The 15,045-nt window shown below is 41.4% G+C and carries 17 protein-coding genes and 1 pseudogene; 13 read left to right on the top strand and 5 right to left on the bottom strand.

What is annotated here, in order from left to right; genetic code table 11:
• Positions 1-24: 24 nt before the first annotated feature.
• On the bottom strand, positions 25-441 hold the full coding sequence (arr, locus tag WFI24_RS01230) for an NAD(+)--rifampin ADP-ribosyltransferase (protein WP_047843187.1): 417 nt from the start codon (positions 439-441) through the stop codon (positions 25-27).
• A 391-nt stretch (positions 442-832) separates the two neighbouring features.
• Between arr and WFI24_RS01235 the strand changes: the two genes are divergently transcribed.
• From WFI24_RS01235 to WFI24_RS01250, 4 genes are all read left to right on the top strand, one after another.
• Positions 833-1,315 carry a MarR family transcriptional regulator gene (locus tag WFI24_RS01235; RefSeq protein ID WP_336758141.1) on the top strand — a complete coding sequence of 161 codons (483 nt, stop codon included), beginning with the start codon at positions 833-835 and terminating at the stop codon, positions 1,313-1,315.
• Positions 1,316-1,326: 11 nt separating this feature from the next.
• Complete coding sequence (locus WFI24_RS01240; protein ID WP_336758142.1) at positions 1,327-1,911, top strand: nitroreductase family protein; 585 nt, start codon at positions 1,327-1,329, stop codon at positions 1,909-1,911.
• Between the two features lie 17 nt (positions 1,912-1,928).
• Positions 1,929-2,414: a nitroreductase family protein gene (locus WFI24_RS01245; RefSeq protein WP_336758143.1), complete on the top strand. Its 486-nt coding sequence runs from the start codon at positions 1,929-1,931 to the stop codon at positions 2,412-2,414.
• Between the two features lie 149 nt (positions 2,415-2,563).
• The gene (locus tag WFI24_RS01250; RefSeq protein ID WP_336758145.1) at positions 2,564-2,962 is read left to right on the top strand and encodes a GNAT family N-acetyltransferase; all 399 of its coding nucleotides are present in this window, start codon (positions 2,564-2,566) and stop codon (positions 2,960-2,962) included.
• Between the two features lie 10 nt (positions 2,963-2,972).
• On the opposite strand, the gene WFI24_RS01255 is transcribed toward WFI24_RS01250, so the two are convergent.
• Positions 2,973-3,917: an NAD(P)-dependent oxidoreductase gene (locus WFI24_RS01255; protein WP_336758147.1), complete on the bottom strand. Its 945-nt coding sequence runs from the start codon at positions 3,915-3,917 to the stop codon at positions 2,973-2,975.
• A 181-nt stretch (positions 3,918-4,098) separates the two neighbouring features.
• Between WFI24_RS01255 and WFI24_RS01260 the strand changes: the two genes are divergently transcribed.
• From WFI24_RS01260 to WFI24_RS01270, 3 genes are all read left to right on the top strand, one after another.
• Positions 4,099-4,659 carry a helix-turn-helix domain-containing protein gene (locus WFI24_RS01260; RefSeq protein ID WP_336758149.1) on the top strand — a complete coding sequence of 187 codons (561 nt, stop codon included), beginning with the start codon at positions 4,099-4,101 and terminating at the stop codon, positions 4,657-4,659.
• Between the two features lie 215 nt (positions 4,660-4,874).
• Positions 4,875-6,107, top strand: a complete 1,233-nt coding sequence (locus WFI24_RS01265; protein WP_336758150.1) for a CynX/NimT family MFS transporter — start codon at positions 4,875-4,877, stop codon at positions 6,105-6,107.
• A 5-nt stretch (positions 6,108-6,112) separates the two neighbouring features.
• Positions 6,113-6,544 (top strand): universal stress protein, encoded by a 432-nt coding sequence (locus WFI24_RS01270; protein WP_336758152.1) that lies wholly within the window; start codon positions 6,113-6,115, stop codon positions 6,542-6,544.
• 350 nt (positions 6,545-6,894) lie between these two features.
• On the opposite strand, the gene WFI24_RS01275 is transcribed toward WFI24_RS01270, so the two are convergent.
• Positions 6,895-8,451: a glycine betaine uptake BCCT transporter gene (locus WFI24_RS01275; RefSeq protein WP_336758154.1), complete on the bottom strand. Its 1,557-nt coding sequence runs from the start codon at positions 8,449-8,451 to the stop codon at positions 6,895-6,897.
• Positions 8,452-8,873: 422 nt separating this feature from the next.
• Positions 8,874-9,284: an Lrp/AsnC family transcriptional regulator gene (locus WFI24_RS01280; protein ID WP_336758155.1), complete on the bottom strand. Its 411-nt coding sequence runs from the start codon at positions 9,282-9,284 to the stop codon at positions 8,874-8,876.
• A gap of 141 nt (positions 9,285-9,425) precedes the next feature.
• Here WFI24_RS01280 and WFI24_RS01285 point away from each other — a divergent pair, with 141 nt between their 5' ends.
• The 3 genes and pseudogenes from WFI24_RS01285 to WFI24_RS01295 form a co-directional block, all read left to right on the top strand.
• Entirely contained in the window at positions 9,426-10,190 is a 765-nt protein-coding gene (locus WFI24_RS01285; protein ID WP_336758156.1) for an MBL fold metallo-hydrolase, read from the top strand.
• Between the two features lie 9 nt (positions 10,191-10,199).
• The gene (locus WFI24_RS01290; RefSeq protein ID WP_336758158.1) at positions 10,200-11,384 is read left to right on the top strand and encodes an MFS transporter; all 1,185 of its coding nucleotides are present in this window, start codon (positions 10,200-10,202) and stop codon (positions 11,382-11,384) included.
• Between the two features lie 21 nt (positions 11,385-11,405).
• A pseudogene (locus WFI24_RS01295) lies at positions 11,406-11,561 on the top strand (hypothetical protein); the annotation flags it as partial.
• A gap of 30 nt (positions 11,562-11,591) precedes the next feature.
• Here WFI24_RS01295 and WFI24_RS01300 read toward each other — a convergent pair.
• Entirely contained in the window at positions 11,592-11,849 is a 258-nt protein-coding gene (locus tag WFI24_RS01300; protein WP_024630063.1) for a GlsB/YeaQ/YmgE family stress response membrane protein, read from the bottom strand.
• Between the two features lie 157 nt (positions 11,850-12,006).
• On the opposite strand from WFI24_RS01300, the gene WFI24_RS01305 reads away from it, so the two are divergent.
• The 3 genes from WFI24_RS01305 to WFI24_RS01315 all read left to right on the top strand — a co-directional run bounded on the left by WFI24_RS01305 (position 12,007) and on the right by WFI24_RS01315 (position 14,968).
• Positions 12,007-12,714 (top strand): response regulator transcription factor, encoded by a 708-nt coding sequence (locus WFI24_RS01305; RefSeq protein WP_336758170.1) that lies wholly within the window; start codon positions 12,007-12,009, stop codon positions 12,712-12,714.
• Between the two features lie 71 nt (positions 12,715-12,785).
• Positions 12,786-14,138, top strand: coding sequence for a sensor histidine kinase (locus WFI24_RS01310; RefSeq protein ID WP_336758172.1), 1,353 nt, complete (start codon positions 12,786-12,788; stop codon positions 14,136-14,138).
• A 125-nt stretch (positions 14,139-14,263) separates the two neighbouring features.
• Complete coding sequence (locus WFI24_RS01315) at positions 14,264-14,968, top strand: hypothetical protein (RefSeq protein WP_336758173.1); 705 nt, start codon at positions 14,264-14,266, stop codon at positions 14,966-14,968.
• The last annotated feature ends 77 nt before the right edge of the window (positions 14,969-15,045 follow it).

Consider the following 15,045-nt stretch of genomic DNA (forward strand, 5'->3'; position numbering starts at 1 on the left):
CTTTTATTCAGCTAACGAGAGGAATCAATCATATATTATATTTTTTCCTTCTTCACTTAGTTTTCTTAATGATGTAATCATGTGATTAATCTCTTCTTCAGAGTGTCTTTCCCATGAAGCTAATTCAGCTATTATTTTAAGTGGCGATTTAGATCGATATGATCGTGTTGGGTTTCCAGGAAATTTTTTATCCGTTACGTTTGGATCACTTTCAAAATCTCCTAATGGTTCTACAATGTAGATTCTTTCTTTTGCATTAGATCTTGCCAATTCAGCACCCCATTTGGCAGCATTTAATGTTGCAGTAAAGTATATATGGTTAGAATTTTTCTCTTGGTAATTTGATAAGAACTGTGGTTCTAATAAATCACCAATTTGCAGTTCTGCTTTTGTACCATGAAAAAAAGGACCTTGATCTATGATCACTTTTTTGTCATCCATACTGATCCACCTCTTTTTTAGTTTTGTATTTAGCAGTATAGTGTAGGAATTTTTAAAAAAACAGTCTTATAAATAATAAAAAATAACGGTATAATTTAAGTAGAGAGAATGATACTGACTTAGCATTACGTTTTAATTAGTAAGTTGTTATGGGAGAAGAGCAGTTTTCACTGGTCTTTCTTAAACAAAAATATGCTCCATTTGAAAGTCGCTATTTAGCGGCTTTTTTATTTTATAAGTACAGGTTCTTATCCGAGCCAGAATATAGTTGATAATCATTATCATTCATGTTATATTGTTCACCAGTAAACAATATATAAGGAGTTATTTAAAAAAACTCCATTATTTAAATGATATTTTTGTTTACTAGTAAATAAGGAGCGATCACAGGATGATCTCAAAAGATCGAACAAAACAGTTACTTTATGACCAATTTATCCGTTTTTTACATGTGTATGAGAACCACAAGGATACAGAAATCGAGCATTTTCTAAGTATCGCCCAGCGAGAAAGTATCGAGAAAATCCCTCAGCATCTGACCGCAGTTCATATGATAGATTGCATAGGCAAGCATGAGCCTATTAACAACACGGGTATTGCCGAGGCGATGAATTTGTCCAAAGCAAGTATCACCAAAATTGGAAACAAACTGCTGGAGGAAGGATTCGTCAAACGTACGAAAATGAATGACAACAAGAAGGAAAGCTATTTCCGGTTGTCACCGCAAGGCAAAAAAATCTTTGAACTGCATGAACGTCTGCATATACATGAGACTGAGCGCTTCTATCATACTCTCGACAAATATTCGGAAACGGAACTAAAAGTAATCCATCAATTTCTTCAAGACAGCAGTATAAATATGGAATCCAGATAGAACAAAGGAGAGTGAAGCATTTGAGTCTGGCGGAATTGATCAGGGAGCGCAGGAGTATTCGTAAATGTAACTCTACGCCGGTGGATCAGGAGTTAGTTGTTAAATTACTGCGTAAGGCTATTCAGCTTCAACCATTGGTTGAGGCTGGCTTGTGGCGTGTGGTATATGCCGGAACTCCAGAAGCACGCAAACGGTTGGTGGACTGCATGCTGGAACAGATGTCGCAGAGCAAGCTCGGCAAGCTGATTCCAGGGAAACTTCTGGATGTATTTAAAAAGAGAATTACCGATATTCCTGCTCACGTCATTGTTATGTCGACTGTAGGACCGAATCGTCTGACCAATGACCGCAATTATGCGGCTGCCTGCGGGGTGATGCAGAGCTTCCAACTGCTGGGCTGGGAACGAGGGTTAGGAATGTTGTGGGATACAGAGTCCATGATTCAGCATGAAGGGTTCTTCAATGGAATTGGCTTACGTCAGGATGAAAGATTTGTTGGTATTCTTCATATAGGATATTACGACAAAGCGCCAAGAAGTCGGAAAAGGACGCCAGCCGAGCAGAAGTGGACCGTATTGCGAGGACAGTCTACATAGAAGAGGAGGATCTAAAAATGAAATTGTCAGATCTGGAAGGAGACATGGACGGTCCGAGTGAGTTTTTGGATCGACCCGTATCGCAGGATCTAATCCTTGAGTTGCTCAATCATGCCGTATGGGCGCCAAATGATGGACTCCGAGAGCCGTGGCGATTTATCTTTGCCGATAACCGGTATGGGGACATCATGCAGGGATTACAGGAGCCTGCCCCTGCGTATCTTCTGGTCTTGGTGAAGGAAGAGGCGGATCATCTTAAACGGGAAGAGGACTTCGCAGCTGTCTGCTGCCTAATTCAGAATTTCCGCTTGCTGGCTCATGAGCAGAGTCTGGGTGTGCGCTGTACCTTGCATGACTGGATGTACGACCCGAGCCTTACTGAAATGTTTGGTGTACTGAGTAACGAGCGCATCGCTGCGGTTCTGGAATTGGGATATGGTGCAAATCAGTGGAAAGGGAATACTGAGTTACCTGAGACTCAACTTCATTTTGAACTGCTGTAGGGGTGAAGACGATGGGATAAGACTCCAACATGTGAATAAATCCAAATTCCACTTGATTTAATCCATTTTCTATACCTATTTTTAATAGTGGGATTTGCAAACAGTTGTTGTGCCAGTTGGTTTTATGAAAGTGAGAGGAAGGTATAGGGGTGAGTATTTATTACGCTTCAAGCAAAGAGGATATCACTAAGGATGCACTCCAAGAGTTATTTCTTTCGGTAGAATGGGAGTCTGGGAAGTATCCAAACGAGCTTTTACAAGCAATCAGAGGGTCTCATTCCATTGTTACCGCTTGGGAAGGAGATAAGCTTGTCGGTTTAATAAATGCTTTGTCAGATGGTGTTTTAACGGTATATTTTCATTATATGCTTATTCATCCGAGTTATCAGAGTATGGGTATAGGTAAGAAAATGATGAATGTAATGCTTGATAGATATAAAGGGTGCAAAACAAAAGTATTAATTTCTTATCCTCATGCAGTGGATTTCTATAGTAAATTTGGCTTTAATACAGAGGATGGAGCTAACCCATGTTTATCTCAGAGTTGATATGATTGGATCATACCTGATTGAGCTTGCTTTCAGGCTCTTCACCATTTTCTACACGTCTTATATTCTTTATAAAGAAATCATATCTTTTTTTATGAAATTTCCGACCATCAGGCATTCCTGCTGTATGGGGAGTAAGTATCACATTACTCAGATTCCGGAGCTCACTGTCCATAGGAAGCGGTTCAGATTCAAACACATCCAGGCATGCGCCTGAAATATCTCCGTTTTTTAATGCATCAATCAAGTCTCTTTCGTTGACAATCCCGCCGCGGGCTGTATTGATAAAAAGAGTGGACTTCTTCATTTTCTTGAATGCCGCTTTGTTGATCAGCTGTTTGGTTTGCTGATTCAGGGGTATATGTACACTGATTATGTCAGATGTGCTTACAAGCGTATCGAAATCCGTCATTTCTACAAAACCGTCCGATTGTACAAAGGCATTTCTCGCATAAGCCAGCACATTCATATCAAAAACCTTGCAAAACGCAGCTACTTTTTTTCCAATAGCACCCAAACCGATAATCCCAATCGTCTTGCCCTTTAATTCACTCCCTGTATAGTCCAGTTGATTTTCATCCATCTTGTTTTTCATGAAAGTATCAAGAAAAGGTATGTTTTTATAATAAGATAATATCAATGCCATTACGTGCTCGGCCACTGCCTGTGCATTCACTCCTGCAGCATTGGCCACCCAAATGCCGAGCTGTGTACAGGCAGGGACATCAACATTATCAAATCCTGCACCCGTCTGTACCAATTTTAATTTTTTTGCGATAGAAAGCAGGTTGTAATCCACTTTAATATGTTCAGGAATGATTACCTGGCAATCTTCAATATGATGCAGCATTTCTTTTCCAGGCGGGACAACTACAACGTTCCAGTCTTGCGGAAAATACCTTGCAATATTTGATTTTGAGGTCTCGCTAAAATAGCCAACGATGAGAATCTTCATTGCTAAACCACCTTTCATAAGCTATACCATTCTTCAAATAAAACCGTTGATGCTCGTCATTTTATCCTTTTAATACAATTTTATCAAGAAAATCTCATCACTTTCTATTGAACCGGAATGGAAAAGAATCTTGATAAACAATATACTAGCTATATAGTTTTTTTGTTGAGGTGAATATCAAATGGATGAAATCGATGAGTCAAAACAAATTGTATTACAAATCGGCGGTGCATTAAAAAAGTATAGAAAAGAAAAAAACATGACCTTAGACGACTTATCAGAATTAACGGGCGTAAGCAAACTTACTCTGGGTAATATCGAACGTGGCGAGACAAATCCAACTTTGGCCATTATATGGAAAATTTCAAAAGGAATATCTTTACCGCTATTGGCTTTGTTCACATCAGAGAAACCTGTTAGTTTGTATCGAGCAGGCGAGGGATTGCGGTTTTCTAATGATGAAAAAAATTGGATCATTGAACCCGTCTTTAAAAGCAACGATATTGAAATGTGTCGGGCATACTTACAGCCAAATAGCTCGTATTACCCTGAAGGTCACCATGTGAATACAACTGAAATTGCGACAGTAATGACGGGTTCCATTGAGTTACAAGTCAATGGAGAGATGTACACATTGAATCAATATGATACGATCAGTTTTCGTGCAGATTATCCTCACGCTTATACCAATCATACGAATAGCGAAACAGTGCTCCATATATCCTTAAAATATGGCTTCTAAAGCCGAAAATCCACTTATTAAATGCAGCTCCGAATTCCATGACGGGAATTCAGAGTTGTATTTTTTTAATCAATTTTAGTATGTTATAAAATAGTTATTGTTTATAAAAGTATATTATACTATACTTTTATTATTCGCGCGGATGTTATAGCAAAGTTTTTCAGCCAACAAGAAGCAAATATAAGACGTAAGAATTCAGGAAGGAGAAATGAAGAATGCCGAATAAACAAAATAAAAAATTCGTGCCATCCTCTGTAGCGCTGATCATTCTCGGCATTATTGTTATTGCAGCTAATTTACGTACTCCCTTAACCTCAGTTGGTCCTTTAGTGGGTTTTATAAGGGATGACGTTCATATTTCAAATACATTAGCAGGCCTGATCACAACGGTACCCTTGCTTGCCTTTGCTTTATTATCGCCTCTTGTACCAAAATTAGGACGGAGGTACGGGGTAGAGCGTATCATTTTGATTGCCCTCATCTTTCTGACTGTTGGTATTGTAATACGATCTTTATCTGGCGCAGTTAATCTGTTTATTGGAACAGCAGTTCTTGGATTCGCCATTGCCATATGTAATGTATTATTGCCAAGTATAATCAAAAGGGATTTCCCAAATAAAATTGGCTCCATGACAGGAGTTTACTCCATTTCGATGAATTTATGTGGAGCAATCGCATCGGGAATCAGTGTACCGCTAGCCATGAACGCAGGGCTAAAATGGCAGGGAGCATTGGGAATATGGGGGATTCTAAGCTTTGTATCGATCCTCGGTTGGTTACCCCAATTAAGAAATCAAACGAAACAAACAGCCACGACGAGTCAACAAATGGCAAGCAACGATGTGAATGTTTGGCGATCCCCGCTTGCTTGGCAAGTAACCTTGTTCATGGGTATACAGTCTATGGTTTTCTATGTGTTGATCGCATGGTTGCCTGAAATTTTAAAGCAGCAAGGCATTGACTCCAACCAATCTGGATGGTACCTCTCGATCATGCAGTTAGCGATGCTTCCATTTACCTTTATTGTCCCTGTTATTGCTGGGCGCATGTCTAGCCAACGTTTGTTAGTGGTCATCACAACCACTTTGCTTTTGACTGGGACGCTCGGACTTCTTTACGGAAGTTCTAATGTCATTCTGTTGTGGATCGTCATACTCGGAATTGGTGGAGGCTTCGCCTTTAGTTTAGCCATGATGTTTTTCGGGTTACGCACTGAAAATGCGCATCAAGCAGCGGAACTATCTGGCATGGCCCAATCGATCGGATATCTTCTTGCCGCAATAGGTCCAGCCCTTATAGGATATCTGCATGATGCAACAAATAGTTGGAACCTGCCACTTTTCATTCTTCTTGGGGCTTCGGTCTTACTCTTTTTAGTTGGTATGGGAGCAGCAAGTAATCGTGTTGTAGGTAGTCGAAATGGTTACGAACTGCCACGGAAAGGATGATAACGATGTTTGACAAAATTATGGTGGCCATTGATAAATCTGAAATAACGAACAAACTCCTTGATGCAACCGTTGAAATAGCCCAATATAAACAAACTCAAGTTACCTTGGTTAATGTCAGTCAGGATTATGTGTTGAGCGGCATGACATATGTACCAGAGAATTTTTTGGAAGACATACTGAATGAAATGGAAAAAGCGAGTTTGGAACAGTTGCACCAAGCCAAATCTAAATTAAAGTCTGCGGGGATTAACCCTGAAACTGTTCAGCTTAAGGGAGATCCTGGGCATGAAATATTGAATTATGCAAGGGATACCGAGCAGCAACTTATTATTATCGGAAGCCGTGGGCTAAGGGGCATAAAAGAAATGATGCTTGGAAGTGTCAGTCACAAGGTTTCACAGCTATCAAGTTGCCCAGTCCTCATTGTACATTAACTCCTCCGGGAACTGGGGAACGTTCATAGTATAAATAAGTGTTAGAAATCATTCCGTCTGGGGTTCAAACAGAACTCATGACAGATCTCAAAGACAATCCGCATACGATGCCTCTTGAAGCATTGGGTCCGTATGAAGGAGCCTTTGTAACCCATGTTAACGATATGATGACTCAGGCACCTACAGATCATTAATTCGATCCTTAGACTGTGAAACTCAATACCTTAAAACAAACAAAAGCCCGCAACGACGCGGGCTTTTGTTTGTTTTAAGGTATTATTCCAAGGAACAAGATATAAAAAGGTACCTGCCTTAAGACAGGTACCATCTCTATAGAAATCAAGTATACATTACCTGCCGGGAATTTCATTCAGCGAGTGTTCTTGTTCCTCCAGCAGTCGTTTCAGTTTTTGGCGCTGCCGTTTTTCTTTCTGACGGCGCTCTCTGTCCTCAGCTTGCAGAGCCTTGAGCAGGGAGAAACACATACCAATAAGAACAACAGCGAACGGCAGTGCGGCCACAATGGAGGCCGTCTGGAGACCGTTCAACCCCCCGCTGATCAGTAGTACTACCGCGATGGCGGACTGCATGATTCCCCAGGTTAATTTCACTCTCGTACTCGGGTCCAGCTTGCCATCTGAAGACAGCATACCCAGCACAAAGGTAGCCGAATCAGCCGACGTAATAAAGAAGGTCATGATCAGGAGTGTAGCGATGAATGCTATGATCGTACCCAAAGGAAGCTGCTCCAGTGTAAGGAATAAAGCGGTTGTTGTATCTTCTTTGACGGCCTCCGCCAAATGGGCGGCATTAAACAATTCGAGGTGAAGTCCTGTTCCGCCGAAGACGGAGAACCAGATAAATCCGAACAGGCTTGGAAAAACCATGACGTAAATTACAAACTCCTTTATGGTTCTTCCTCTGGATACCCTTGCGATAAACGTGCCAACAAAGGGAGCCCATGCGATCCACCATGCCCAGTAAAATAACGTCCATGCTCCAATCCAGGTTTCTCTTGAGAACGGTGTCAGTCTCAAACTCATGTTAATAATATTCTGCATGTAACTACCCAAGGTTGTCGTGAATGTGTCAAATATAAAAGAAGTCGGTCCAGTCACCAATACAAATACCATCAATAGCACAGCTATAACCAGGTTGGTGTTGCTCAGAATTTTAATACCTTTATCCAGACCGGAGGTTGCAGAGATCAAAAACAGTACGGTTACAATTGAGATAATGACAATCTGGGACATCGTCGAGTTTGGAATACCGAATAAGTAATTCAGACCCCCACCGATCTGAAGCGCACCCAATCCAAGAGAGGTTGCAACACCGAAGATCGTTGCAATGACTGCAAGAATATCAATGATCTTACCAAGCCAGCCTGCAGCAAGACGTTCACCTATCAGCGGAATAAAGGTGGAACTGATCAGCCCTTTGTAGCCTTTCCGGAACTGGAAGTAAGCGAGCGCCAATCCGATGACGGTATAGATAGCCCAAGGATGCAGCCCCCAGTGGAAAAAGGAATAACGCATTGAAAGTCTTGCTGCTTGCGTTGTTTCGGGTACCGCGCCCTCCGGTGCAGATAAATAGTGGGACAGCGGTTCAGCAACTCCCCAGAAAACCAGCCCAATGCCCATACCAGCGCTAAACAGCATGGACAGCCAGGAAACCGTAGAATATTCCGGCTCATCATCGTCATCCCCCAGCCTAATACCGCCAAATCGGCTGAACGCCAGATAGAAAGCAAAGATCAGGAAGAACAGTGTCGCTAGCAAATAAAACCAGCCAAAATTCTGAATAGAGAAGTTGTAGGCAACATTAGCCACATCCGCCAGCTGATCAGGAGCGACGGCTCCCCATATTGCAAACAGTGCAACGATGATAATTGTGATTGTAAATACCATGATGAGACCTCCATTATGTAAGCTTCAGCCAACTGTTCCTTAGTATGTGCTAGTCCAGCTTGTTATATTTCGGAAAGCCAGCTGTTGATAAAATAAAACAAACCGTCGTGTAATGAAACACCGGTCGGTTTGTTTTGATCTTGCCAGCATAATATATATTGCCTATATTCTCTTGTTAATCTGAGATAAGGAAGGAGATAGGGTGATAGGGATGACATTGGAGAATGCTACATTTATCGACTGTACTTTAATTAGATTCATATGAAGGCAGAGACCCGTCTGATGTGGATCGGGCCATACACATGATATGTGAATTTAACTATCGGGAAACGATAGCTCAATAAAACCAAAGGAGGCAGCGGATCAACATGATCGGCTGCCTTTTTTGCTTCTCAGAAATACAGTTTCTTTGTCGTTATTGTTTAGGTTTTATCGATTACAATGGATAATTTGTAGTTAGCATAATTGTTTAACTGTAATAAAAATTGGTTTAACGCTTCATTACTTGGAAACCTACATTCAAGCAGATAGCATCCATCACCGCTTATTTTGTAATTATTTAGGATGTGATCTTCTTTAGAATGAATAAATGAAAGAAATGGTTGATGGTGTGTATCTTTAATATAGATATTTAGAAATGCATACGTAAAACATCCTAATTTTGCGTGATTAACTTTAATGCTGTATCCCTCTATAACTCCAGTATCCTCAAGTTTTTCTACCCGGGCTGCTGCTGCAGGTCCAGTTAGATGAACTCTTTCCCCTAATTCTTTCATCGTAATTCGACTATTTTGGCTCAGCTCTTCAATAATTCGTTTATCTGTTTGATCCAAATCAAAAGCATCTCCTTTAAAAAATAAAGTAAAAAGACCAATACACTTTATTTAATCTGTGTATTTGAAGTTTGCATCTAGTATAAACTTATCATTGTCAACAAACAAAATTAAAAAACAGAAGGAGAATTATATATAAATATGCACATCCAACTCGTTCGAAATGCAACAATCATTGTTCATTATGCAGGTAAAAAGTTCCTAATCGATCCATTTCTCGCGGACAAGGGTCTATATGATCCATTCTCGGCGGGGATCGGAGAGGATTTGAGAAATCCTATAATTAACTTGCCCATGTCCGTTTACGATATCATTAAAGATGTCGATGCTGTTATTCTGACTCATTTGCATCTGGATCACTACGATGATATAGCCAAAGCAGTGCTTCCAAAAGGCATCAAAGTTTTTGTACAAAACGAAGAAGATGCCAAACAAGTTGAAAGTGACGGTTTTCAACAAGTAGAAGTACTTACTGAAGATACGCTTTTTGAAGGGATTCAGTTAATTAAAACAAAAGGCGAGCACGGCAGAGGGAAAGATTTATTAAAAATGATGGGACAGGTATGTGGTGTTGTCTTCAAACATGCCAATGAGAAGACGTTGTACCTTGCCGGAGATACAGTATGGTATGAAGTTGTCAAAAATGAAATCAGTTCCCACACGCCTGAGATTATCGTGTTGAACGCTGGAAATAATAGTTTCCATGATTGGGGCTCCCTTATAATGGGCAAAGAAGATGTTTACGAGGTGCATAAGGCGGCTCCCAACGCCAAAATTATATCAGTCCATATGGAAGCCGTTAATCATTGGACATTATCTAGAAAAGAACTAAAAAGCTTTGGAGAAGAAAAGGGATTCACCTCTAGCTTATTAGTTCCCGAAGACGGCGAATCGTACACTCTTTAGGAGGATGTTATGAACCACACGAATCCTAAACTGTGGACGAAAAACTTTATTATTCTTTCGTCTGTCAATTTCATCATGACATTAATTTTCTTTTTATTAAACGCGACGATCACTCTTTATGCCATTAATGAATTTGATGCATCAACCGGCCAAGCTGGTATCGTCGCAGGTATTTTTATTATCGGTTCTTTATTAGGGCGTTTGTTTACAGGACGTCGTATACCTTCCAAAAAAATCTTGATGACCAGCTTGTTTTTATTAATTTTAACAACATTGCTTTATTTCGTTAATCTCAATGTTAACTTTCTCATCTTAAATCGGCTTTTAAACGGGATCACAGTGGGTATTATATCTACAATTGTGAGTACGGTTGTTGTATTTAGCCTTCCTGCATCACGAAAAGGTGAAGGGATAAGTTATTTTGCAATTAGTACGGCCTTGGCCACAGGAATCGGTCCATTTATTGGTTTAGTTTTGAGTCGAAATTCAAACTTTGATATGATTTTTTCTTTAAGTCTATTGCTTGGAATTTTTAGTTTAGTAATCGCACTTTTTCTGAAGTTTCCCGCAACATACAAGATTAAGAAGCACAATAAAAAGGGAATAAAAATCTCTGACTTTATTGAGCCAAAAGCAATGCCGATCGCAATTATTATTTTTTTCATGACTTTTTGTTTTTCCGGTATAGTTTCATATTTAAATATTTACGCTTTGGAGTTAGGGTTAATAGACACAGCAAGTTTCTTCTTTATGGTATATACTTTTTTTGTCTTAATATCACGACCTTTTACTGGACGAATAATGGACAAAAGAGGAGCTAACATTATCATATATCCGGCTCTTATTATATATGGAGTAGGGATGCTTCTTTTAAGCTCAGTTAACAATAGCTTTACATTGTTATTGGTAGGAGCATTAGTTGCATTGGGATTTGGTAATATTTCTTCCGTAACTCAAGCCATAGCCATCAATTTAGCTGAACCTCACCGAGTTGGCTTAGCAACTGCGACGTTCTTTATATTTTATGATCTAGGGAACGGATTTGGCCCATCTATTATCGGTTTGATAATTCCAGCTACAGGATATAGTGGTTTGTATGTAATACTCGGATTAATTGTTTTAGCTACATTTTTTCTATATTACATGTTGTATGGAAAGAAAGAAGGTAAAATCCAAAATCAAGTGGTGGACTAAGGAGGCAGTCGGTCAAGAGGACCGGCTGCTTTTGTAACATTCCCGTTTAGTAGACAGGGTATTTATGATGCACATGCTTTGAGTGAAACCCACCACGCTGTAAGTAAAATTGTCATTACATTTTTAGAAAAGGACCGTAAGTGTTCATCTTCCATCGATGAATGCTTTCGGTCCTAATGAATGACGGTAACGGTTTCCGCCTCTTGGTTAACGTCTTCGGAAGGCTCCCCCGCGTGCCAGCGCGAAGAAGATAAGTAGGGCAATAATCGAGCCAACGATGGCTGGAATAATATGAAATCCGCCAATCACCGGACCCCTTGGTCCCAGCAATTCCGTTCCTAACCAGGAACCGATAAAACCCGCAATAATGTTTCCAAGTACACCGCCCGGTACGTCCCGCCCAATCAAATTGCCGCTTAACCAGCCAATAAGTCCACCAACAATGAGTACCCAGAGCAGATCCATGGATTGTTCTCCTTTCTTCGGGGTTATTACAAGTTATGTTGGGTTCGTTTGAATATACCTCATCTTCCTGCGGGTGGAGGAATCTAAATCGCCTGTGCTAAGATGGGTTAATAGTTGATTGAAGCTGGTGAAAACAAGGCTAGATAGGGGTGTACAGTTGAAGAAAATCCTAGTCATTGATGATGAAATCGCAATTCGAGATTTAATTGAGCTGGTGCTAAGGCGAGAAAACTACGATGTGCAGACCGCAGAGGACGGCAAAACGGGCTTGCAGCTGCTCGACTCTTTTCAACCCGATATAGTGGTACTTGATCTGATGCTGCCTGACTGCTCCGGATATGATCTGTGCAAGGAAATCACCGGGAAACGTGCCGTTCCTGTGATCATGCTCTCTGCCAAAAACGAGGTAATCGACAAGGTGTTGGGACTCGAGCTAGGGGCGGAAGATTACATGACCAAACCCTTTGACAACCGTGAATTGCTCGCTCGGATCAAGGTGATTCTGAGAAGAAACGAGAGCAAGGAGGAATCAAGTGAAGGAAAAGAAGTGAAATCTACACGCATCATTCATGAAGAGCTGACATTTGATCTGGAAAGCCGCAGGGTGCTAAAAAACGGTGTACTCGTGTCTTTAACGGCCAAAGAGTTCAAAATTTTGGAAACGTTACTCAAAAGGCCAGACAAAATCTTTACCCGGGATGAGCTGCTGCAGATCGGATGGGGATATGATTTTATGGGAGACAGTCGCAGTGTGGATATGACCATCATGCGATTACGGAAGAAGCTGGAGGATAACGCGGACGAACCGAAGTATGTCAGGACGATCTATGGATTTGGCTATCAACTTGGAGGTGGCGAGGCCTGAAGTATGCAACCCGGTTACTGCTGAATTATTTATTTTTCTCCGTGCTTTCCTTTGGCATCATCATTTTTGCGGTGAATAAAGCCATCGATTACTACAGCTTCATTACCATTGAGAAACAGATGATGGAGAAAGCGGATCTGTCCGAGTTGTCCTTCCGTGAGGTGTTATCACAGCATAGATCATCCTCAGGAGAGCCCCAGACCAAGGAAATTGTCAGACTTGCTTTGGAGAAGCTGAAAGCTTCGGGCAAGGAAGTACGTATCTATGACAGCTCCAAGCAGTTGCTGGGCCTGGCTGTGGATGGCATCATCATTAATGATGGCAAACCGCTTATTTTCGAAAAGAATGTTGAGAAAGCCCTGAGCGGCAGTTATGCCTACACCGTAACGGAAGATCATTTGCTTTATTTTGCCACTCCCATTCAGGATCAATACTACCAAAACGCTTATGTGTATGAGTTCGTGGAGGACATTTCCTATTTTTATGCGATTATGGATCAAATCCGTTATATCCTGTTTGCGGGTGCAGGCGGATTTATTGTGCTGATTACGTTATCCAGTCTGTGGATTGCCCGCAACACAACCAAGCCGATTAAGCTGTTGCTTGGCGCTGCGCAAAGTTTCTCTAGACAGGAGTTTCGGAGAGTTCATCTAAACCGGAAGGATGAGCTGGGCATGCTGGCAGATGGGCTGGATTCCATGGGGCGGCAGCTTCATGATTACATTCAGTACCAGAAACAATTTGTCTCCAACGTATCTCACGAGTTAAAAACACCCTTGGCAGCCATTCGTGGTTTCTCTCAATACTTGGTTGAAGGAGAGACTGAGAACAAGGAGCTGCAAAAAATCTATGCTCATCTGCTGCAGGAATCGGATCGGCTGACGCGCTTGATTAATGAACTGTTGTTGCTATCCCGATTTGACAAGGCTGGTTCTAACGAACTGGAAGCCCGGAAGACGGAAATGAACGAACTGATTCAGCAAGTCGCAATGAGTATGGGTGCCAAGGCCAAAGATAAAGAAATCGAGATTAGGTTCAGGGAGGCGGAAGCGGAACCGGAGGATAAGCTTCAGACGAGAATCCACGCTAACGTGAATCCAATGCTGATGTCCCATGCGATCGCCAACCTTGTGGACAATGCCATCAAATATTCAGGCAGTCCATCGCTAATCGAATTGAAGTTGGAACATACGCCTAGCGAGGTAGTTATACGGATACATGATCAAGGGATCGGTATCGCGGGCGATGAGCTGGAGAAAGTGCAGGAACGCTTTTACCGGGCGAAAAATGCAAGTACAGCGAACGGTTCAGGTCTTGGACTTTCTATATGCAAAGAGATTGTAGAGCGGTTTAATGGATATATCGACATGGAAAGTCAAATCGGGGAAGGAACGACCGTTACGATTGTTTTGCCTCGTGCGTAGACCTGCATCTAAACCCAAGCCTAAATAGGTAACGTTACAAGATTGGTACATTTCTGTTATAAGACTAACAAATGTTTTATTTATAATCACTTCATAAGAACAAATCACACATTTATGGAGGGATCATGATGAAGTTAACCAAGAAAGCTGCAGGTTTTATCATACTAGGTGCTCTACTAACGGTGGCATTAACAGGCTGTCAGTCCAGTGATGCTACATCTCCAGCAACCGGACAGAACACAGCGAATGAACAAAGCAAAGGCGAAGGAGCAACCAATTCTCCTACGCCTGCTTCCGAAAGTTCGGAAGAAAAGGGTACTGAAGCTATTAAAGAAGGTTCGATGGAGAAGGAAGGCAATGTGGTGCTGAAGGAGCTTGCTTTTGTCTATAATGAGCACACCATCGCTATTTCGGATACAGCGAACGAAGATCAGATGGAACAGATGCTGGGCAAACCGGATAACCTGAAATCTCATACGTACAGTGCCGACGATGGAACCAACATCGATACGTTAATCGGTTTTACAGAAAAGGTCTATACGTATCCTGGTCTGGAGATTAAAACAATCAGTATACCGGAAGGAAAACAAGACTCCATCTTTCATATCGAAATCACAGATCCTAAGTACACGACAGTGCGAAACATTAAAGCAGGAGATAGTCTGGATACACTCAAAGACGCCTACCCGGAGGGGAAACTGCTTGGTGATGGAGCCCCTAATGAGGAAGATGACTACCGTTACGAGCCATCCAATTATGTGGATGTAATGTCGTTTCATATCAAGGATGCCAAGGTGGAGAGCATTCAGATCTACAGCCTTCTGGACTAATATTTAGTCGAAGGACAAGAACATAGTCCTATTGAAGTCGCTAATTTAGCGGCTTTTTTATTTTATCGGTACAATGT

The organism is Paenibacillus sp. USHLN196 (assembly GCF_037144955.1).
In the GTDB taxonomy this organism is placed as follows: Bacteria; Bacillota; Bacilli; order Paenibacillales; family Paenibacillaceae; genus Paenibacillus; species Paenibacillus xylanexedens_C.